Origin of the sequence: Actinomyces wuliandei (assembly GCF_004010955.1) — a bacterium.
Taxonomy (GTDB): Bacteria; Actinomycetota; Actinomycetes; order Actinomycetales; family Actinomycetaceae; genus Actinomyces; species Actinomyces wuliandei.
On record NZ_CP025227.1, the window covers coordinates 1,494,402 to 1,515,386 of the forward strand.

The following is a 20,985-nucleotide window of genomic DNA, read 5'->3' on the forward strand; positions in this document are numbered from 1 at the left end:
CTGAGGTGCGAGAGGTGGTACGGCCGGTGCGTGGACGCGTGGAGGAGCCCGGCGGGCTCCCTGGCAGGGGCACGTTCAGAGGGGCACGTTGTCGTGCTTCTTGGGAGAGGCTGGTCTCGCCTCGTTCTTGGCGCTCAGCGCTGCCAGGGAGTCGACAATGACCGTCCGGGTGTCCTCCGGGGCGATCACGGCGTCGATCTCACCGATGGCAACCGCCTTGTCCGGGTTGATGACCGACTCGGTGTACTCGGCGGTCAGGCGCTCCTGCTCGGCGGCGGCGGCGTCCTCGCCCTGCTCCTGGCGCACGCGCGCGAGGTCCCTGCGGTGGATGATGCCGACGGCCCCGGCCGCGCCCAGCACCGCGATCTCGGCGCCTGGCCAACAGAAGTTGAGGTCCGCCCCGATCGCCTTGGAGCCCATGACGATGTAGGCACCGCCGTAGGCCTTGCGCAGGACCACCGTGACCAGGGGGACGGTGGCGGTGGCGTAGGCGTTGATGACCTTCGCCCCCCGGCGGATGATGCCGGCGTGCTCCTGCTCAGCCCCGGGGCGGTAGCCGGGCACGTCCACAAAAGTCACCACCGGCAGCCCGAAGGCGTCGCAGAACCGGACGAAGCGCGCCAGCTTCTCGGAGGCGTCCACGTCCAGGGTCCCGGCGTCCACCAAGGGCTGGTTGGCCACGATCCCCGTCGGACGCCCTCCAAAGCAGGCGAAGCCCACCACCACGTTGCCCGCGAACTCCTCCTGGACCTGAACCAGCTCGCCGTGGTCGACCAGGGCCGACACGACCTCGACGACGTCATAGGCCTGCCGGGTCGAGGAGGGCACCAGGCTGCCCACCTCCCGGGCAGTCTGGGCGTCCGCCTCGGCGTCCTGCTCCTCGTAGGAGTAGCGAGGCGCCTCCAGCTCGGCCGAGGAGGGAAGGTAGGCCAGCAGGGTGCGCACCTGCCCCAGCGCGTCGGCCTCGTCCTCGGCCACGTAGTGCACCACACCCGACACGGAGCCGTGGATACGGGCTCCTCCCAGGTCCTCGGCACTGATGGACTCCCCGGTCACGGCACGGACCACGTCCGGTCCTGTCACGAACATGTGGGAGGCCTCGCGGGTAGCGATGACGAAGTCGGTCAGGGCAGGGCTGTAGACCGCGCCTCCGGCGCACGGACCAAGGATGACGCTGATCTGGGGCACGAGACCGGAGGCGGCACAGGTGCGGTTGAAAATCCGGCCGTACTGGCGCAGGGCACCCACCCCCTCCTGGATCTTGGCGCCGCCGGAGTCGATCAGGCCGATCACGGGGACGCGCAGCCGCAGGGCGTCGTCCAGCAGCCGGACGATCTTGTCCCCCTCAACCGTGCCCAGGGCGCCGCCTGACACGGAGAAGTCCTGGGAGTAGACAGCCACCTGGCGGCCGTCAATCTGCCCGAAGCCGGTAACCACGCCTGAGGGGCGGGCGTGGTTACCAGCCCCGGAGCCGCTGTAGCGGCCGATCTCCAGGAAGCTGGAGTCGTCGAGAAGGTCGTCGATGCGCTCACGCGCGGTCCGCTTGCCCTTGGCGTGCTGCCTGTGGGCGGCACGTTCCTCGGCCTCGCGGTCAACCCTGGCCATACGCTCACGGAACGCTGTAGTCACAGCCGAGTCCGCCATGGAGCTGCCCCCGGCGGCCGTCGTCTCCGCACCGGTCGATGGTGCTGTCGCGTTGCTGGTCACGGCTCAGGCCTCCTTGCTGCCGGTGCTGCCAGGACTGTTGATGCTGCCAGGACTGTCAGGGCCGTCGCTGACGGCAGCCAGGTTGACCAGGACCTCCCCGGCGGACACGGTGCGCCCGGCGCTGACGGGAATGTCCCTGACGGTGCCGTCGTAGGGGGCGTGGACGTAGTTCTCCATCTTCATGGACTCCAGCACTACCAGCAGGTCCCCCTCGTAGACCTGCTGACCAGGCTCCACGCAGATACGGGTCACGATCGCCTGCATCGGGGCGGCGATCGACCCCGACCCGGAGCCCGAGGCGTCAGCACCCGTGCCCGCTGGCCTGGAGGAGCGGGTAGCACCCGCCGATCCACGAGAGCGCAAAGGCTGCATACGACGTCCCCGAGAGCCGACCCCCTGCCCCGGTGCGGAGGCAGTGAGGATCCCGTCAGGCAGCGTCAGCTGCACGCGACGACCGTTGACCTCGATGACGTACTGGGAGCGTGTCCGGGGCGAGGAGGGCGGCTCGATGTGGACGCCCGCCGCTGCGGGGGGGTCCTGAGCCAGGGCCGGGAGCACCTCGTTCTCGATCCACCGGGTCGTGACCCCGAGGCGACCGTCCTGGTCCGGGCAGGTGAAGGCCTCCCGACCGAGGACCTCCTCGTGCAGGGACGTGCACACGGTCACCCCCTCCACGACGGTCTCCCGCAGCGCCCTGCGCGCCCGGGCCAGGGCCTGGTCGCGGGTGGAGCCGGTCACAACGATCTTGGCGAGCATCGGGTCGAACATCGGGGTGACCACGTCCCCCTCGGTCACGCCTGACTCGATCCTGATACCCGGCCCCGTCGGCCAGCGCAGCCGGGTGATGGCCCCGGTGGACGGGGCCAGCCCCTGCGCAGGGTCCTCGCAGGTGACGCGCATCTCGACGCAGTGCCCGCGGACCGTGCCGACCTCACCGAGGTGCTCCCCCTGGGCCAGCCGCAGCTGGAGCTCGACCAGGTCGGTGCCCGTCACCTCCTCTGAGACGCAGTGCTCGACCTGGAGACGAGGATTGACCTCCAGGAACCACAGGTCGCCCTCGGGCGTGAGGAGGAACTCGCAGGTAGCCACCCCCACGTAGTCCACAGCGTCCATGAGGCGGCGGGACGCCTCCACGAGGCGTTCGTGCAGACCCGGGGGCAGGAAGGGGGCGGGAGCCTCCTCAAACAGCTTCTGGTTGCGACGCTGGAGGGTGCAGTCACGGGTTGAGACCACGGTAAAGCCACCGTGGACGTCACGGGCGCACTGGGTCTCGACGTGCCGTGCCTCCTCCACGAACTTCTCCAGAATGAGGGTGGCGCTTCCTGCGGTCGCAGACTGGAGAGCGGGCGTGGAGCCCACCTCCTCGTCGGAGCGCAGGACGGTGATGCCCCTGCCGCCACCGCCGTCAGTCCGCTTGAGCGCGACGGGATAGCCGTACCGGGCTGCGAACTGGGTGACCACCTGTGGGTCGGTCACCGCCTCCGTGACTCCAGGGACTGGTGCGACAGCGGCTGCCTCCGCGGTCTGGCGCGCGCTCATCTTGTCCCCGAGTGCCTCCATCGCCGTGGGTGAGGGGCCGACCCACGTCAGGCCCGCCTCGATGACGGCCCGGGCGAAGTCGGCGTCCTCGGACAGGAATCCGTAGCCGGGGTGGACAGCATCCGCCCCCGTGGCACGGGCCAGCCCCAGGACCGCGTCAGCATCTGTGTAGGAGGACCCCTCAGGCAGGGCGTAGGCCTCGTCAGCGAGCTCGGCAGCCGGGCTCATGAGGTCCTCGGGGGTGTAGGGAAGAACCGACGTCGCACCGAGGTCGCGGACCGTGCGCACGACGCGCAGGGCGATCTCACCGCGGTTGGCGACGAGGATACGGGAGAGGGTCACCGATGTGCCTCCTTAAGCTCATAAAACTCATAGTTGTCCCGCGTCCGCCCTGGTCCAGGTCGTGCAGGCGTCCTTGACGCCCATCAGCCTCGCGGCAGCCAGGCCGAGCCGTCCGGGGCCAGAGCGGCAGGAGGCGTGGCCGACAGACGAGGCCTGCCTGCCCGCGAACGCAGGGCGACGAACGTCGGGCAAGCGCTATTAGGCGAGACGTTACGGGATGACGCCCCTGGAATCCATTTGTGGAAACCTCACAAAGAAGACTGCCGACGTTGGCTCGGGGGGCGAGAGGCTATGCACGGCGCCGCACAACAGAGTCGAGAAAGGCGCCTCTCGCACCCTCTCGCGAACTTGAGGTTTCCCACAATGAGCGCAGACGTCGTCCCCTTGGAGCCCACCTGTCCCGCTGGGCACTCAGGCCACACGAGTCACTTGCAGTGTCACGGCCGGACAGAGCCGCGCCGGTGCCGCGCAGTGACTACGCAAGTGATCGCATGCTGACCGCGCAGCCTCAGCAGCAGTGCCTCCCGGCAAGGCCCCGCAGCTCGGAGATCGCCGCCTGGGCGTCCTGGGCCCGATAGACCGCGGACCCGGCCACGAACACCTCTGCTCCAGCCTCGGCCGCCCGCTCGATGGTCTGCGGGGTGATACCGCCGTCGACCTGGAGGCGTATCCCGGCACTGCCCACGAGCCGACGGGCGCGCTCGATCTTGGCCAGCATCGGCTCCAGGAAGCGCTGACCGCCGAAACCGGGCTCGACGGTCATGACGAGCAGGAGATCGAACTCCCCCACGACGTCCGCCACGGCCTCGATGCTGGTCGCCGGCCTCAGCGCCAGCCCCGCCCGCGCCCCCAGGCGGTGCAGCTCGTGCGCCAGGCGCACAGGAGCCGCCGCCGCCTCCGCGTGCACGGTGACCACGTCGCACCCTGCCTCCGCATAGGTCGGCGCCCAGCGGTCAGGGTCCTCGATCATGAGGTGGGCGTCCACCGGCAGCGCTGTCGCAGCCAGCACCGCCTCTACGACAGGCATCCCCCAGGACAGGTTGGGCACAAAGTGGTTGTCCATGACGTCGACGTGCACGCCGTCGGCAGTGCTGACCCGGGACAGCTCGTCGGCAAGGTGGGCGATGTCGCAGTTGAGGATCGAGGGGTGGATCGCTGGTGACCTCATCATCGTGGCTCCTGGGGTAGAGGTACCCGCCTGCCCGGTAGCTGGGTGCGGTCAGGCGGACGGACTGGTAGCCGCGGCACCGGGCCGGGGCGAGGCGGCTGACACACCGGACGCAGCAGGGCGCAGAACATGGCGTCGGTGCCGTCCAGGTGCGGCCACAGCTGCAGCATCGGACGGGACGCTCCCACGGGCGGGCGACGAGCGACCTCGGCGGACAGGTGTCCCGCGTGCAGGACCTCGACGACCCTGCCCTCCTCGTCCTCCCTGTTTCCACTGCCCCCCCGCTCCAGGCGCCGCAGGACGTCCTGGACGACCATGACCGTCTCTAGCACGTGGGGAGAACAAGTGACGTAGGCAACGACTCCCCCGGGGCGCACGGCAGACAGCGCGCTGGAGAGCAGCTCGCGCTGGAGGACGGCGAGCTCGGTCACGTCAGCCTGGGTGCGCCGCCACCGGGACTCCGGGCGGCGCCGCAGCGACCCCAGCCCCGAGCAGGGCGCGTCCACCAGGACGCGGTCGTAGCTGCCCGGCTCCTGGCTGCCGATGTCACGTCCGTCACCGCAGCGGACCTCAATACTGCCCGGCGGCAGCGCACGGGCAGCGGCCCGCACCAGCTCGGCCCGGTGGGCGGCAGGCTCGTTAGCCACCAGGCGGGCTCCCCGCTGGGCGGCCAGGGACCCCAGCAGCGCCGCCTTGCCCCCAGGACCGGCGCACATGTCGAGCCAGCGGGAGTCACTGCCCTCAAGGCTGGCCTGAGCCAGTAGAAGGGCCACCAGCTGGCTGCCCTCGTCCTCCACGCCCGCCCGGGCCTGGGCGACCGCAGTGACCCGCCCGGGGTCTCCCTCCCCCATGACGACGGCCAGGGGGCTGACACGCCCGGCCTGCGCCCGCTGCCCGTGCCCGGAGGAGACCTCCTCCACCAGTGCCGGGACGGAGACGAGCCCGGGGCGGGCGCACAGGACTACCTCAGGGTCCTGGTTGTCCGCCGACAGCAGGTCGCCCAGCTCCTCGGCGGACCTGTCATGCGTGAGAAGTGCCTGTCGCAGGGCCTTGACGACCCACAGTGGGTGGGACTCGGTGGCCGCCAGCGCCTCCAGGTCGTGGTCAGCGTCCTGGTGCAGCCGGGCGAGCCACTCCTGCACAGACCTGCGGCCCACACGGCGCAGTACCGCGTTGACCAGTCCCGAGGCCCGGTGTCCCGACGTGCCCCCCACCAGGTCCACCGAGGTTGACACAGCGGCGTGGGCCGGGACACGCATCCCCAGGAGCTGGTGCGCCCCGAGACGCAGGACATCAAGGACGACGCCGTCCAGCGTGGTGGTCGGCTGGTTGAGGCACAGGCCGACAATGGCGTCGTAGCGGCCCTGGAGACGTAGCGTCCCGTAGGTCAGGGCGGTGGCGAAGCCAGCGTCGAGCCGACTCAGCCGGGCCTCCTCGACCAGGGAGGGCAGGACGAGGTTGGCGAAGGCACCCTCGGTGCGCACCCTGGTCAGGACCTCCAGGGCGATGGTGCGGGCAGGATCAGCCTCCCGGAATCCCTGCGTACGACGTCCCTGTGTACGCCCCGGTGCGCCGGAGCCGCCCCGGCCTGAGGATGCCCTGGGCAGCCCGCCGTGCCGAGGTCGCCTCCTCCTCCCGTCATGGTGCGGGACTCGTGGGTCACGGCTGCTGCGCCCGGGCATCACGACACCGCCTTGTCCTCGGTGCGTGGCTCAGCCCCTAGGAGACTGCCCTGTGGCGGACGTGCTCCTCGCGCCCACGCCTCGGCATCCATCCAGCTCCTTCCCGCTGGTGCCACCCTGCCCAGACGGACGGCTCCCACTCCGGTACCGACAAGGACCTCGTGCTTGGAGACACGCAGCTGGCCAGGGCGCAGAGCGGTCTCCTGCGGCACCGGGACGACGCTGCCCAGAAGCAGCCTCCTGCCCTGGAAGGTGGTGTAGGCGCCCGGGGCCGGGGTGACGCCCCGGACCTGGCGCGCCACGGTGGAGGCCTCCTCGGCCCAGCGGACACGCCCCTCCTCAGCGGTGAGCGCGGGGGCCAGGGTGGCCCTGGACCCGTCCTGGGGCTGCGCCCGGGCCGTGCCCTCCTCCAGGGAGCGCAGCACGTCAAGGACGAGGGGGGCACCCGTGGCGGCCAGGCGCTCCAGGAGGTCCCCGCTGGTGTCCCTGGGGCCGACCGGCTCGGGAAGCCTGGCGTACACCGGCCCGGTGTCCAGGCCCTCCTCCAGCCGGAACACACTCACGCCCGTGGTCTCCTCACCTGCGAGGACGGCACGCTGGACGGGGGCGGCCCCCCTCCACCTCGGGAGCAGCGAGAAGTGGAGGTTGAGCCACCCGTGGGCAGGCACCTCCAGCAGCGCTGGCGGCACCAGACGGCCGTAGGCCACCACGACGGCAGCCCCGAGGTCCAGGGACCGGAGCCAGTCGTCCACCCCCGGCTCCCTCAAGGTGGCGGGCGTGCGCACCTCCAGCCCCGCCTGCCGGGCCAGGGACGCCACGGGGGAGGGTCGCAGGCTCCGTCCCCTGCCTCGGCGCGCGTCCGCCCGCGTCAGGACCCCAACCACCTCGTGCTCGGAGCCCAGGAGGGCGTGCAGGCAGGGAAGGGCTGTCTCGGGGGTTCCGGCGAACAGGACGCGCATGAGTCACACTCTACGAGGTCCGCAGCGCCTGCCAGGCTAGGAACCCGTGGGTCCCGCGCAAGGCAGAAACAGGACCGGCTGCGGGAGCAGGTGGCACGCCCGGGCGAAGGAGCGGGCCTCGACGCTGGTCAGGGCGTACGGGACGTTTCCGACGTCAAGGACCGCTCAGGACAGGGGCCGGGGCACTCCTTGCGCCCTCTACCCCGTCACGAGGTGCGCCAGGCACCCCGACGGCACCGACAGCGCTGGTAGCGCCAGCAGTGCTGGTGGTGGCGCTGGTCGTGCCGACCACGGCAGTGACGGTAGCGCCGCGCACGCCCCCACGGCCCAAGCGGCACGCCGCCCCGGTGTCCCCTGGTCGCCCGTCACGGCAAACTCTGGTACGCTTGTACCACTTCAAGGCGCGAGCACCATGGGCTCGCTGCCCGGCACCGGACAGCGAGCACCGATAGTCTTGGCACATCGTCGTGCCAGAGAGGGAATCATGAGTTTCTCTGTGGACTCCGAGATCGGGAGGCTTAGGCAGGTCATCCTGCACCGGCCTGGCCGCGAGATGCTGCGACTGACCCCGCAGAACAAGGACAGCCTCCTGTTTGACGACGTCCTGTGGCTGGAGAGGGCGCAGCAGGAGCACGACCAGTTCGCCCGCACTCTCACCGACCAGGGGGCCGAGGTCCTCTACCTCGGCGACCTGCTGACCGAGACCCTGGAGGTTGCCGAGGCAAGGAGCTTCCTTCTTGCCGGCACGTTCAGCGAGGGCTCCTGGGGTCCGCAGCTGGCCGGGACGCTGCACGAGCAGGTCGAGGACCTGCCCGCCGCCGAGCTGGCTGACATCCTTGTGGCCGGCATCACCAAGAGGGAGCTCCTCGAACGGTTCTCCTGCCCCGACTCCCTGCCGCTGTCGCTCATGGGGGACGATGACCTGCTGCTGAGCCCCCTGACCAACCACCTGTTCACCCGGGACACCTCCTGCTGGCTCTACAGCGGGGTGTCCCTCAATTCGATGACGATGGCGGCCCGCCAGCGCGAGACCATCAACTACCAGGCTATCTACCGCTGGCACCCCCGCTTCGCCGGGGCGGACTTCCCCGTGTGGGTCGAGGACGTCGAGACCGGCGTCGCCACCGTCGAGGGTGGCGACGTCGAGGTCATCGGCAACGGAGCCGTCCTGGTGGGTGTCTCCGAGCGCACCTGCCCCCAGGGCGTGGAGAGGCTGGCCTCGCGGCTGTTTGCGGGCGGTGAGGTCACCCAGGTGATCGCCGTGGAGATGAGCAGGAACCGTGCCCAGATGCACCTGGACACCGTCATGACGATGGTCGACATCGGCACCTTCACCAAGTACGCCGACCTGGGGATGCTTCCCACCGTGACGCTGCGTCCCGAGGGGGCTGGCATAAGCGTGACCCGCAACGCCCCTGAGGACATGCACCGAGTCATCGCCCAGGCCCTGGGCCTGGACGACCTGAAGGTGCTCGTCACCCCCCAGGACAGCCTGGCAGCAGCCCGTGAGCAGTGGGACGACGGCTGCAACACGCTGGCCGTCGCCCCCGGTGTCGTCGTGACCTATGAGCGCAACGAGGCGACCAACGAGTACCTCGCCAGCAACGGCATTGAGGTCCTGGCAGTTCCTGGCTCCGAGCTTGGCCGGGGGCGGGGCGGCCCGCACTGCATGAGCTGCCCCACCCTCCGTGACCCGGTGCAGCCGTAGGCCAGGGCTGCGTCGCACCCCGGGCAGGACGTGACCGGGCCTCCTGGACCTGTCCTACCTGTTTCCTTCAGTAGTATCCGCAACACCTAAGGAGAGCTAGATGCCCCATCCACTGCACAACCGCAGCTTCCTCAAGGAGCTCGACTTCACGGCCGAGGAGTGGAAGTCTCTGCTCGACCTGTCCGCACAGCTCAAGGCGGACAAGAAGGCGGGACGTGAGGTCAAGCGCCTCACGGGCAAGAACATTGCCCTCATCTTTGAGAAGACCTCCACGCGTACCCGCTGCTCCTTCGAGGTCGCCGCCTACGACCAGGGGGCGCAGGTGACCTACCTGGACCCCTCGGGCAGCCAGATGGGTCACAAGGAGTCCGTCGCTGACACCGCCCGTGTGCTCGGCCGCTTCTACGACGGGATCGAGTTCCGCGGCAAGAAGCAGGAGCATGTCGAACAGCTCGCCGCCCTGTCGGGGGTCCCGGTGTGGAACGGCCTGACCGACGAGTGGCACCCCACCCAGATGCTTGCTGACCAGCTGACCATGCTGGAGCACTCCGGCAAGCCCATTGAGGAGATCTCCTTCGCCTACCTGGGCGACGCCCGCAACAACGTGGCCAACTCCCTGCTGGTCGCCGCAGCCCTGACCGGTATGGACGTACGCATGGTGGCCCCGGCCGAGCTGCAGACTCCCCCCGAGGTCGTGGCCGAGGCTGAGCGGCTCGCCAAGGACAGTGGGGCGAAGATCCTCATCACCGACGACGTCGCCGCAGGCGTGGCCGGGGTGGACTTCCTCTACACCGACGTCTGGGTCTCCATGGGGGAGGCTAAGGAGGTCTGGGACGAGCGCATCGCGCTGCTGCGCCCCTACCAGGTCAACGCTGCGCTCGTGGAGGCCACAGGCAACCCCGACGTGAAGTTCCTCCACTGCCTGCCCGCCTTCCATGACCGCAACACCACCGTGGGCGAGGACATCTTTGCCAAGACCGGCATGGACGGGCTGGAAGTCACCGACGACGTCTTTGAGTCGGAGCGCAACGTGGCCTTCGACCAGGCCGAGAACCGGATGCACACGATCAAGGCTGTCATGGTCGCGACCCTGGGTGAGTGGAACTGACAGATGCGTATCGTAGCTGCACTAGGAGGCAACGCGCTCCTGCGTCGTGGTGACAAGCCCGACGCCCGCACCCAGATCGCCAACGTGGAGCAGGCCGCCAGGCAGCTCGCTGAGCTGGCCAGGGAGCACGAGCTCGTCATCACCCACGGCAACGGCCCCCAGGTGGGTGTCCTGGCCCTGGAGTCGGCCAACGACGAGAGGCTCAGCGAGCCCTACCCCTTCGACACCCTTGGTGCCGAGACCCAGGGCATGATCGGCTACTGGCTGCTGCAGGCCGTGCGCAACGAGATGCCGGAGCACGAGGTGGCGGCCCTGGTCAACCAGACGCTGGTCTCAGCGGACGACCCGGCCTTTGCCAACCCGACCAAGTTCGTCGGCGAGGTCTACGACGAGGCCACGGCCACGCGGCTGGCGCAGGAGCGTGGCTGGGTGGTCAAGGCCGACGGGCAGTTCTTCCGCCGCGTGGTGGGCTCTCCCCAGCCTCAGGCCATCATCGAGACCGACACCGTACGAGCGCTGGTTGAGCGGGGCACGGTCGTGGTGTGCGCCGGCGGCGGCGGCGTCCCTGTGGTACGCGACGAGGACGGTCGGCTCAAGGGTGTCGAGGCCGTGATCGACAAGGACCTTACTGCCTCGGTCCTCGCCCAGGCGGTCCAGGCCGACGCGCTGCTCATCCTCACCGACGTCGACGGCGTCTTCACCGGCTACGGCACACCGCAGCAGCAGCAGGTTCCCCGGGCCACGCCCGAGGAGCTGCGCGGCATGGGCCTGCCAGCGGGCTCTATGGGCCCCAAGGTCGAGGCGGTAAGTCGTTTTGTTGAGAGTACCGGCGGCATGGCTGCCATCGGGCGCCTGGAGGATGCCACTAGGATCATCTCGGGTGAGTCCGGGACTGTCGTCACCCAGGACGTGAAAAACAACGGTCCACGGGCTGCCTGAGAGCCGAGGCTGCATCTCGTACGAGAAAGGAGGCGATGACTGCCAGCAGACTGCCACGGCACCCACGGCGCTGGTACCTGGCAGGTACCAGCCGCACCACCTGTCAACGTGAAGCAAGCACAAGGAAGTGACAACACATGACCAAGATCGTCAACTCGTGGAACGACTTTGACCCGCTCAAGCACGTCATCGTCGGCCGCGCGGACTTCTCCGTCATCCCTCCGGAGGAGCCTGCTACTTCTGAGAAGGTGCCGATCGACTCCGAGATGCGTGGGATGTGGGGCCCCCGCCCCACTGCCACGGTCGAGGCCGCCAACGAGCAGCTGGACAACTACGTCAAGATCCTTGAGGGACTTGGTGTCAAGGTTGACCGGCCCACGCCGCTGCAGTGGAACCAGGCCATCACGACGCCGGACTTCCGCACGGAGTCCGGGTTCACGCAGATGCCTCCCCGCGACATCCTGCTCACCATCGGCAAGGAGATCATCTCCTCGGCCAACTCCTTCCGCTGCCGCTACTTCGAGTACCTGGCCTACTGGCCCCTGATGAAGGAGTACTTCGACAACGACCCGGAGTTCCTGTGGACCCAGGCCCCTCGTCCTCGCCTGACCGACAAGTCCTACAAGCACAACTACTACGACGAGAAGATCTCCCTTGAGGAGCGTCTTGAGCGTACCGCTGCCAAGGACTTCGTCACCACTGAGTTCGAGCCCATGTGGGACGCCGCTGACGTCATGCGCGTCGGTAAGGACCTGTTCATCCAGCACGGCCTGACCACTAACCGCACGGCCATGGAGTGGTTCAAGCGCTACTACCCCGACCTGCGGGTGCACGCGGTGAACTTCCCCGGCGACCCCTACCCGATCCACATCGACGCCACCTTCGTCCCGCTGCGGCCGGGTCTTATCATCAACAACCCGCACCGCCGCCTGCCCGAGGAGCAGCGCAAGATCTTCGAGGCCAACGACTGGGAGATCGTCGACGCTGCTCAGCCCGCGCACGACACGCCCCCGCCGTTGTGCTACTCCTCCGTGTGGCTGTCCATGAACTGCCTGGTCATCGACCACAAGACCGTGTGTGTCGAGGCCAGCGAGGTCCACCAGATGGAGCAGATGGACAAGCTGGGCATGAACGTCATCCCGGTTCCCTTCCGTGACGCCTACGCCTTCGGTGGCGGCCTGCACTGCGCCACGGCCGACGTCTATCGCGAGGGTACCTGCGAGGACTACTTCCCGAACCAGATCGAGGACCCGACCCTCGTCTGATCCGGTAGTACCGGGGGCGGCGGCTATCAGGCCGCCGCCCCCGCTCATCCCTCACCAGCCTCAGTGCCCACACTGTCACAGACTTCCCCACGACTACAGAAAACACCCACCTGCCGAGCGGCAGTGGCGATAACCGCAAAGGAGCGGACGTTGGATTCATTGGGTCAAGCAAAGCTGAAGGGCTTTGCGTTCATGTTCCTTTCCTCAAGCCTCATGGGCGGAATCGGCGCATTCGCCCGGTACATTGAGGCCCCGGGGATCTTCATCTCCTTCAACAGGAGCTTTGCAGGGTTCATCGGGATGACCCTGATCTTTGTCGTCACTCGTCGGTTCAACAAGTTCAGGGGGTTCCGACTCACCCCGGCCGTCCTGCTGACCGGTGTGTTCCTCGGCCTTCTGTCAGGGCTGTACGTCATGTCGACGCAGATGACGACGCTGTCCAACGCGGCCTTCCTCATCTACACCGGCCCCATCTACTCGACGATCCTGGCCACCATCTTCCTCAAGGAGCCTTTCACCAGGGTGACGGCGTTCTCCCTGGCCGCCGTGGTGGTGGGCTGCCTCATGATTATCGGTATTTTCAACTACACCGCTGAGGAGGGGTTCGACGTCAGCCTCAGCCTCGACCCACAGTACATGGTGGGCAACCTCGTCGCGCTGGCCTCGGGCGTGGCCTACGGCCTGTTCCTGTTCTTCAGCCGCTACCGCACCGACGTCGACTCCGACGTCCGTTCCTACTGCAACTTCACCTTCGCCATCGTCACGCTGGGCATCATCCTCATCTTCATGCGCCCCGACCTCAGCGAGATGACGAGCCGTGGATGGTTGACCCTGGTGGTCGCCGCCTTCGTGACCGGGTTCGGCGCGTTCTTCTTCCTGACCGTCGCGTCACGAATCCTTCTTGCCGGGGAGCTGGCGACCATCTCCTACCAGGAGACGATTATGGCGACGCTGCTGGGCCTGCTGCTGTTCAGCGAGCCTCTTACCCTCATGCAGGCGCTGGGCGGGGCACTCATCATCGTGGGCGGGGTGTCACAGATACTCTTCTCCACCAGGAAGAACGACGAGCAGGACGGGGGCGCCTCTGCCGCCAGCCGCGGCGACGCGGCCGACGGAGACACTGACCAGGACGCCGTCACGCGGGTCCCGGCAGCGCTGAGCCAGCCGCAGTAGCACCCTGCTCCAGGGCACGGCCCCACAACCACTGTCTCCCTGCCACCCACCAGTCCTGCCTGCCACGGAACCAGCAAGAACCTGTCGAGAAAAGGACTCCCACACATGACTGACGAGCACAGCATCACACGGCTGGACGCCTTCACCTACCGCCAGGTCCTGGCTGAGGAGGACCCCGTGGTCCTCATTCCTGTCGGGGCCATGGAGCAGCACGGACCGCACATGCCGATCAGCGTCGACGTCCTCTTGTCCACCAGGATCACCGAGCTCGTGGCTGAGGAGCTCGGGACCGCCCTGGTCGCTCCTGCTGTCACCACTGGCTACAAGTCCCAGCAGCGCTCGGGGGGCGGCAACCACATCATCGGCTCCTTCGGGTTCGACGCCAGCACGGTCGTCTCGGTGTGCCAGACCCTGGTGCGTGAGCTGGCACGCCACGGCGCGCGGCGCATCGCCTTTGTCAACGGGCATTACGAGAACTACCAGTTCATCTACGAGGGCGTCGACCTGGCGCTTCGCGAGCTCGGCGGGAACCGGGCCGGGGTCCAGGTCATGATGCTGTCCTACTGGGACTACGTCACCGACGATGTCATCTCGCGCCTTTACCCGGACGGCTTTCCTGGCTGGGACGTCGAGCACGGGGGCGTCATGGAGACCTCGCTCATGCTGGAGTACTTCCCCGACCTGGTCGCCATGGACCGGGTCATGGACCTTCCGGCCGCCCAGCTGCCCCTGTACGACCTGCTGCCCGTGGACCCGGACCTGACCCCCGAGTCCGGCTGCCTGTCGTCCGGACGACAGGCCAGCGCCGAGAAGGGCAAGGTGCTCGCCTCCTCTATCGTGCCGGGTATCGTCCAGGCTGTCCGAGACCGGCTGGAAGTGTAGCGGAGGCATAGCGACTCCCCACGTAGAGGCTCCTAGCCCGCTGCCTGCGGTGCCACCTCGTGGCAGACCCCCTGGGTGGACCGCGACCCAGACGCAGGCGGCGGGCGGGCTTGTGGCTGCTATATAGTTGCGGCCGACCCGTTCGCACGGCGCGGGCACCAGCCTGCGGCCCCGGTTCCTCTCCCACCAGGGCCGCCCCGGCAGGCAGCGCTAGGCGAAGAATGCTCACAGGACTGGGACCAATGGGCACTTCCCCCTCTCACCACGCCACCGACCACCGCGACGACACCTCCGCCGCTGCCAAGCCCTCATCGCCCTCATCCCTGACAGCGGTTCCGCGTCGGCGCCGTGAGGACTGGGCGGTCAAGACGGGCAGCCTGCTGCTCGTCAGCCTGGTCATCATCCTCACCGTGGTGTACAGCGATGCCGCAGCCAGTGTCATCAGCTCCTTCAGGACCGTAGTCACCAACGGCTTTACCTGGTACTTCGTGGTTCTGGCCACGCTTGCGCTCCTCTTCTGCATCTACATGGCCACAGGGCGGCGTGGAGCCATTGTCCTGGGTGGCCGGGGCGCCAGGCCAGAGTACGGCCGATTTGCCTGGTACTCCATGCTCTTCGCCTGCGGGCAGGGAATCGGTCTCATCTTCTGGTCCGTCGCCGAGCCTCTCCTGCTCCGGTCAGACAATCCTCTCAGTGACGTGGTTGGCACTGACGACACCGACGGCGCCCTGATCTGGACCTATTTCCACTGGGCGGTCCACGGATGGGCCATCTACTGCGTCGTCGCCCTGTGCCTGGCCCTGTCGTTCCACAACCGAGGGTCCTTCATGACGTTCAGGGACGCCGTGACCGACATGTTCCCTGAGCGTGCCCGCAGTGTGGTCGGCGTGGTGGTGGAGACCATCGTCATCCTGGCCACCGTCTTCGGCCTGTCCACATCCTTCGCCTTTGCCGCCATGCAGCTGTCCTCGGGCATCGGCCAGACCTTTGGTACCGTCCCCGGCCCGGCCGTGCGCACCGTCGTGGTCGTCGTCATCGGCCTCCTGGCGGCGCTCAGCGTCTACCTGGGCGTTGAGAAGGGCATGAGGAGGGTCAGCGAGGTCAACTCAGTCCTGAGCATCGTCCTCATGGCTGGGGTCCTCGTCGCAGGGCCGACGGTCTACCTGCTGTCCGTCCTCCCCCAGACGACCGGACAGTACCTGTGGTCCATGTGGTGGATGGGGACGTGGACGGACGCCGCCTCAGCAGCCACCACCCTGGAGTCATGGGACTCCAGCTGGAACGGGACCTGGACAGTGTTCATCTGGTGCTGGTGCTGGGCCTTCTCCACCTTCGTCGGCTCCTTCATCGCACGCATCTCCCGGGGACGGTCGCTGCGCGAGTTCGTTGTCGGGGTCCTGGGCGTCCCCTCCCTGGTCTGCGTCGTGTGGATCGGGCTGCTGGGCGGGGCGGCGCTCTACTACGACGACGCCGGGCAGGGCGCTGTCAGCCGGGCCACGCAGCAGGACACCTCCCTGGGGCTCTTTGTCATGCTCGGAGAGATTCCCCACAGGCCGGTAGCCCTGGCGCTCCTCCTCATCGCCACCACATTGGTGGGGACGTACTACCTCACGTCGCTGGACTCCGGTATCCACGCGCTGAGCGGATTCGTCTCCTCCACGGCGCAGCCCTCGAGGCTGTTCCGGGTGGCGCTGGTGGCAGGGATAGCCGGGATCGCTTTCTTGTTGCTTACCATCGGCGGCGAGACCGTTGTGGGGACTGTCCAGACAGGAACTATTATCGGGGCACTCCCTTATACTGTGGTCGCTTTGCTCATGATGGCCAACACCTTTCGCCACATCTTACGGGAGACGCTTGCCGGGGAGCAGACATAAAAGAGGCCCGCATTGCTCCTGGGGCTGACGCCGCCCACCACAGCCCAATAGGGTATCCGGAATGCCCTGGGCACTTACGGCAAGTCTTGGGCTCTGGCACGGGGTCATACGCTATAGTATGACGGACTTCACCCATTAGGCGCCGCCGCGAAATTGACGCACGGACAACCTTCCCCGCCCGTACGGCCCCATGTCGCGACCGGACGCCCCAGACACCGGAGACCAGCGTCAACATGACTGAGCCCACAACACGTGCCGACACGCACGACAAGCGCGCCCAAGCCTTAAGAAAGGCGGCGACAGCAAGTTTTATCGGTAACTTTATCGAGTGGTTCGACTACGCCTCCTACGGGTACCTGGCCGTCGTGATCGGCAGGGTCTTCTTTCCCGAGAGCGACGAGTCAGTACAGATCATGTCCTCTTTCGCCGTGTTTGCCATGTCCTTCGTGCTGCGGCCAGTCGGCGCAGTGGTGTGGGGGGCGTGGGGCGACCGCAGAGGGCGCAGGTGGGCACTGTCGTGGTCCATCCTCCTGATGTCTGGCTCCACGTTCCTCATCGGCCTGCTTCCCGGCTACGCCACGACCGGCCTCGCCTCGGCGGTGGGCCTGCTCCTGCTGCGCATGGTCCAGGGCTTCTCCGCCTCCGGGGAGTACGCCGGTGCCGGCACCTTCCTCGCGGAGTACGCCCCCACCAGCCGACGCGGGATGTACACCAGCCTGGTCCCGGCCTCGACCGCGTGCGGGCTGCTGGCTGGCTCCCTCATGGTCTCCGGCATGTTCGTGCTCCTCGACGACGCGGCGATGTCCTCCTGGGGATGGCGCCTCCCCTTCCTCCTGGCCGGGCCCCTGGGGCTCGTTGGGCGCTATATCCGTGTGCACCTGGAGGACTCCCCCGTGTACCAGTCCATGGTTGAGGACATGACGACCGAGGACGCGCAGACAGCCCCCGGCCGACGTGGGACACGGTGGGTGGAGCCGCTGCGTGAGCTGCTGGCCCACCACAAGCGCGAGACCCTCATCACCTTCGGCGTCTCCTGCCTCAACGCCGTCGCCTTCTACATGCTGCTGACCTACATGCCCACCTACGTCCACGAGGAGCTGGGCTTCTCCCAGGACACCGCCACGATGGCCACCTCCGTCATGCTCGTCGTCTACATCGGCTCCATCTTCCTCATGGGGCATCTGTCGGACTCCTTCGGGCGCCGCAGGATGCTCATCGCAGCGTGTGCCGCCTTCATCGTGCTCACGGTGCCGCTGTTCATCGTCATGATGAACGCCTCAGGGAGCCTGCTGGTCATCATCGCGTGCCAGATCGTCTTCGCCGTCATCCTCACGGCCAACGACGGGACGCTGGCAACCTTCCTGGCTGAGTCCTTCCCCACCAGCGTGCGCTACTCCGGATTCGCCCTGTCCTTTAACGGCGCCAACGCGATCCTCGGGGGCACGACCCCCTTCATCGTCACCTGGCTCATCAGGGCCACCGGGTCGGGTCTGGCACCAGCGGTCTACCTCACCGTCGTCTCCCTGGCTGCCCTGGTGGCGATCGGCATGTCGCGCACCCTCCACGGATCCGAGCTCACGCAGGTCGGTGGAGGCCAGTCGTAGAGCCGTCCCCGGAGATACCACACGGGCAGGGAGACAGGCAGCGGCACGGGCGCGGCCTGTCTCAGCACTTACGGAGCACCTCTGTCCCGCCTGGCCGAGGCAGACACACCAGACACAGTGTCATACTATCGATATAATTCGATAGAAATGGGGCTGCAGCACCGACACCGTCTTGGTGCGCCATCACCGTCTCAGCCAAGGAGCCCGTCATGACCGGTACCGGACCAGGAGCGCAGGCTGGCGCGGCCTGCTCATGGAGCACACGGCCAGAGGCAGGCAACACCTCGCGTGGGGAGGACCGCAAGCAGGCCATTGTTGAGGCCGCTGCCGCTCTCATCCGTGAGGCAGGTCCTTCTGCCGTGAGCCACCGCAGCGTAGCCAGGCGGGCCGGGTGCTCGCTGTCCGCAACCACCTACTACTTCGATGGGCTCGACGACCTCCTCCACCAGGCAGGTCTGCTCAACATCGGCCTGTGGGCCTCGCGCGCTGAGCGCGTCGCCGACTACGTGGAGGCCCTGGGTGAGGTCCCCGGCTCCGAGCGACGGATCGAGCTCCTGCTCCAGGCGACCCTGCCCAGCCACGGACGCTACCTAGGCCACTACCTCCAGCTCATCGGAGCGGGCAAGGTCGAGCCTGTGGAGCAGGCCTACCGGCAGGGTCGTCAGCGTCTCAACACCGCTGTCGGCAGGGTGCTGCAGCACCTCGGCAGCCCTATGGAGCCCGAGATGGTCATCGCCGTCGTGGACGGTGCCGCAGTCACTGCGCTCAGCGAGGGCCGAGACGTCAAGGCGACGGCTACCACGCTGCTCTCCCAGCTGACAACCTGGGCGCAGCCGGGTCCCGCAACACGGTCGGCCACACCAGGACCTACCACAGGAAGGTCGGGTCCAGCTCGACACGAACAGGGTCCTCACGACGACGAACTGACCTCTCCCGAAGATGGTGGCGCAGCATCGCAGAGAGCTCGGACCCCCTGGAGGCAGGGCAACGGATAAGCGCCCTGGCCTCCCCCGCCCCGCCGTCACCTGCGCTCTCCCCCACCGGTCCCAGCAGCACCGGTCCCAAGGTCTCGAAACCCTGCGCCTGCGCCTGGGCGAGAAAGTCCTCCACGGACCGCTCGTGCCCGTCGAGCCGTGCAGCCCTCCACGCGGGAGGAAGATGGAGCTCCTCACGTTCCCTGAGCTCACGGCGAGCGAAGCCGACATGGTCCCACCGCAGGAATGCCTGGGCCACGGCCGGGGCCGGACGCCCAAGAAGGACAACCCGTGCCCCGGGCGCGGCAAGGACCGCCGCCCCCGTCCACAGGCGGAGCGCCTCGTGGGCCGCCCCCAGGTCGGGGCGGCTGGAGATGACCGCGCCATCGAGGATCAGCACTGCCCGGTAGCCACCGTCGGCCGCAGGCTCGGCACCGGGCGTCGCCACGACGATCCGCGGCCGTGGCCCCACGGTGCCAACCACACCGTGGTCCTCCCTGGTGCCTGAGACCAGGACGGGGACCTGGGGAAAGGCCCGACCCAGCTCCTCACCAGTACGGGAGGAGCCGACGCTGACCATCCGAAGCCTCGTCCCACCGCACTGCGGGCACCGCCACCGCCCGACCGGACGGGCACACCAGCGGCAGGCGGTGCGCCCCCCGCGCGACATGGCCAGAGGTCCTGAGCAGTGAGGGCAGCGGGCGACCTCACGGCACTGCAGACAGGCGACCACCGGTGCGTACCCACTTCGCGGCACCTGGACGAGCACAGGCCCTTCTCTCAGTGCCGAGGCCAGGGCACGGTGCGCCAGGGACGGCACCCGGGCGGTACCGGAGGCACCCTCGGCCTCGAGCTCGGGGGCACCTGGGACCTCGATCAGGGGTGCCGCACGACGGGCTACCGCGCGAGGCACCGACAGCTCGGTACACCACCCCCGGTCAACCAGGGCCTGTGTCTCCGCAGAACGTGAGTAGCCTGCCAGAAGAAGACCGGATCCCTCCAGGGAGGAGCGTAGTGCCAGCACGGTTCGCGCCTGCACGTAGGGGGCGTGGCGCTCCTCAAGGCGGCTGTCGCCGTCGTCCCACACGACGGCCAGTCCCAGGTCAGCCACAGGAGCGAACGCCGCCGAACGGGTTCCCACCACGACACGGGCACGTCCCAGCAGAACCTGGAGGAAGGCACGGTACCGCCGCGCGGTCCCGTGCTCGGCGGACAGGATCGCAACCGGCTCCCCCGGGAGCTCGCGTCCCAACGTGTCGGCGACAGCCTCCGCCTGCCCCGTGGTGGCTACCACCACAAGCACACCTCTGCCACCGGCCAGGCTCGCCTGGGCAGCCACTGTCACACAGTGCTGCCACGCCGGGCTGACACCTTCTCGCCGGGGCAGCGCGCACCACCCTGCCCGCGGAAAACCGCCCGCAGCCAGGTCGGCAAGGAACTGGGCACCACCGTCGTAGACCCCCCAGGTGCCGTCGGACGACGGCGCCGTCCATGTTGGGTACCCCGCCGGGGCTGGCGACGTCCGCTCCAGGTGTTCCGTCGCTGCGTGCCGTGGGGGCAGTGCCAGCCGGACCACGTCGGAGCGCACCCCGGCGCTCCGTGCTGCCACAGCCTCCACCAGCCGCCGGGACGCGGCTGGCAGCACTGACAGGTCCGAGACCACACGACGCAGGGGTGCCAGGTGTCCCAGGTGCGTGGTGGTATCGGCACGTTCCCAGACCCAGCCACGCATCTCCTGGCCACCGAAGCGGACCACGACCCGCGTCCCGGGCACCGCCTCCTCCCTCATGGCGTCAGGGACGCTGTAGTCGAAGGTCCGGTCCAGGTGCGGGACCGGGGAGTCCAGAAGCACCCGGGCCACAGGAAGCCCGGTACCAGGCACCTGTACCGGACGACTACGACCACGCGGCACGCTGAGCAGCTCCCCCTGAGAGCCGGTCCGCTGCACCTCCTGGCTGGGCGCGCTCCCGGCCACGTCACCGACCACGTCCATGAGGGGCCTCCTTTACCGCGCTTCACCGCAGCTTATCGTGCCAGCACGTCAACTCCCACCGCACGGTC

Annotated in this window: 15 protein-coding genes and 1 pseudogene; 9 read left to right on the plus strand and 7 right to left on the minus strand. The window is 68.1% G+C overall.

Going from position 1 to position 20,985, the window contains the following annotated elements; all coding sequences use genetic code 11:
- Positions 1-75 precede the first annotated feature (75 nt).
- The 6 genes from CWS50_RS06135 to CWS50_RS12945 form a co-directional block, all read right to left on the minus strand.
- Positions 76-1,644 (minus strand): acyl-CoA carboxylase subunit beta, encoded by a 1,569-nt coding sequence (locus CWS50_RS06135; RefSeq protein WP_206610505.1) that lies wholly within the window; start codon positions 1,642-1,644, stop codon positions 76-78.
- A 66-nt stretch (positions 1,645-1,710) separates the two neighbouring features.
- Complete coding sequence (locus tag CWS50_RS06140) at positions 1,711-3,588, minus strand: ATP-binding protein (RefSeq protein ID WP_127842078.1); 1,878 nt, start codon at positions 3,586-3,588, stop codon at positions 1,711-1,713.
- 508 nt (positions 3,589-4,096) lie between these two features.
- A complete protein-coding gene (gene rpe / locus CWS50_RS06145; RefSeq protein WP_127843294.1) occupies positions 4,097-4,756 on the minus strand; it encodes a ribulose-phosphate 3-epimerase in 660 nt (219 codons plus the stop codon).
- Positions 4,756-6,438 carry an RsmB/NOP family class I SAM-dependent RNA methyltransferase gene (locus CWS50_RS06150; RefSeq protein WP_127843295.1) on the minus strand — a complete coding sequence of 561 codons (1,683 nt, stop codon included), beginning with the start codon at positions 6,436-6,438 and terminating at the stop codon, positions 4,756-4,758. Before CWS50_RS06150 ends, rpe begins: the two co-directional genes overlap by 1 nt.
- Complete coding sequence (gene fmt, locus CWS50_RS06155) at positions 6,438-7,397, minus strand: methionyl-tRNA formyltransferase (RefSeq protein ID WP_127842079.1); 960 nt, start codon at positions 7,395-7,397, stop codon at positions 6,438-6,440. The genes CWS50_RS06150 and fmt overlap by 1 nt, the downstream gene beginning before the upstream one ends.
- Before the next feature lie 154 nt (positions 7,398-7,551).
- Positions 7,552-7,689, minus strand: a complete 138-nt coding sequence (locus CWS50_RS12945; RefSeq protein WP_164860090.1) for a hypothetical protein — start codon at positions 7,687-7,689, stop codon at positions 7,552-7,554.
- Between the two features lie 192 nt (positions 7,690-7,881).
- On the opposite strand from CWS50_RS12945, the gene CWS50_RS06160 reads away from it, so the two are divergent.
- The 9 genes and pseudogenes from CWS50_RS06160 to CWS50_RS13465 all read left to right on the plus strand — a co-directional run.
- Positions 7,882-9,105 (plus strand): arginine deiminase, encoded by a 1,224-nt coding sequence (locus tag CWS50_RS06160; RefSeq protein WP_127842080.1) that lies wholly within the window; start codon positions 7,882-7,884, stop codon positions 9,103-9,105.
- A gap of 100 nt (positions 9,106-9,205) precedes the next feature.
- A complete protein-coding gene (argF, locus tag CWS50_RS06165) occupies positions 9,206-10,213 on the plus strand; it encodes an ornithine carbamoyltransferase (protein ID WP_127842081.1) in 1,008 nt (335 codons plus the stop codon).
- Between the two features lie 3 nt (positions 10,214-10,216).
- Positions 10,217-11,152, plus strand: a complete 936-nt coding sequence (gene arcC / locus CWS50_RS06170; RefSeq protein WP_127842082.1) for a carbamate kinase — start codon at positions 10,217-10,219, stop codon at positions 11,150-11,152.
- Between the two features lie 137 nt (positions 11,153-11,289).
- Positions 11,290-12,417 (plus strand): serine/threonine protein kinase, encoded by a 1,128-nt coding sequence (locus CWS50_RS06175; RefSeq protein WP_127842083.1) that lies wholly within the window; start codon positions 11,290-11,292, stop codon positions 12,415-12,417.
- Positions 12,418-12,540: 123 nt separating this feature from the next.
- A complete protein-coding gene (locus tag CWS50_RS06180; protein ID WP_257495010.1) occupies positions 12,541-13,590 on the plus strand; it encodes a DMT family transporter in 1,050 nt (349 codons plus the stop codon).
- Positions 13,591-13,695: 105 nt separating this feature from the next.
- The gene (locus CWS50_RS06185; RefSeq protein WP_127842085.1) at positions 13,696-14,472 is read left to right on the plus strand and encodes a creatininase; all 777 of its coding nucleotides are present in this window, start codon (positions 13,696-13,698) and stop codon (positions 14,470-14,472) included.
- 242 nt (positions 14,473-14,714) lie between these two features.
- Entirely contained in the window at positions 14,715-16,346 is a 1,632-nt protein-coding gene (locus CWS50_RS06190) for a BCCT family transporter (RefSeq protein WP_127842086.1), read from the plus strand.
- Positions 16,347-16,579: 233 nt separating this feature from the next.
- Positions 16,580-17,950: an MFS transporter gene (locus tag CWS50_RS06195; RefSeq protein WP_127842087.1), complete on the plus strand. Its 1,371-nt coding sequence runs from the start codon at positions 16,580-16,582 to the stop codon at positions 17,948-17,950.
- 209 nt (positions 17,951-18,159) lie between these two features.
- A pseudogene (locus tag CWS50_RS13465) lies at positions 18,160-18,387 on the plus strand (TetR/AcrR family transcriptional regulator); the annotation flags it as partial.
- 430 nt (positions 18,388-18,817) lie between these two features.
- Here CWS50_RS13465 and CWS50_RS06205 read toward each other — a convergent pair.
- Positions 18,818-20,917, minus strand: coding sequence for a primosomal protein N' family DNA-binding protein (locus CWS50_RS06205; protein ID WP_164860091.1), 2,100 nt, complete (start codon positions 20,915-20,917; stop codon positions 18,818-18,820).
- Between the last annotated feature and the right edge of the window lie 68 nt (positions 20,918-20,985).

Coding starts and splice junctions, on each gene's coding strand:
- CWS50_RS06150 (WP_127843295.1), bottom strand. CDS start 6,438: ATGCCCGGGCGCAGCAGCCGTGACCCACGAGTCCCGCACCATGACGGG.
- rpe (WP_127843294.1), bottom strand. CDS start 4,756: ATGAGGTCACCAGCGATCCACCCCTCGATCCTCAACTGCGACATCGCC.
- CWS50_RS06205 (WP_164860091.1), bottom strand. CDS start 20,917: ATGGACGTGGTCGGTGACGTGGCCGGGAGCGCGCCCAGCCAGGAGGTG.
- fmt (WP_127842079.1), bottom strand. CDS start 7,397: ATGCGCGTCCTGTTCGCCGGAACCCCCGAGACAGCCCTTCCCTGCCTG.
- CWS50_RS06160 (WP_127842080.1), top strand. CDS start 7,882: ATGAGTTTCTCTGTGGACTCCGAGATCGGGAGGCTTAGGCAGGTCATC.
- CWS50_RS06195 (WP_127842087.1), top strand. CDS start 16,580: ATGACTGAGCCCACAACACGTGCCGACACGCACGACAAGCGCGCCCAA.
- CWS50_RS06175 (WP_127842083.1), top strand. CDS start 11,290: ATGACCAAGATCGTCAACTCGTGGAACGACTTTGACCCGCTCAAGCAC.
- arcC (WP_127842082.1), top strand. CDS start 10,217: ATGCGTATCGTAGCTGCACTAGGAGGCAACGCGCTCCTGCGTCGTGGT.
- argF (WP_127842081.1), top strand. CDS start 9,206: ATGCCCCATCCACTGCACAACCGCAGCTTCCTCAAGGAGCTCGACTTC.
- CWS50_RS06190 (WP_127842086.1), top strand. CDS start 14,715: ATGGGCACTTCCCCCTCTCACCACGCCACCGACCACCGCGACGACACC.
- CWS50_RS06135 (WP_206610505.1), bottom strand. CDS start 1,644: ATGGCGGACTCGGCTGTGACTACAGCGTTCCGTGAGCGTATGGCCAGG.
- CWS50_RS06185 (WP_127842085.1), top strand. CDS start 13,696: ATGACTGACGAGCACAGCATCACACGGCTGGACGCCTTCACCTACCGC.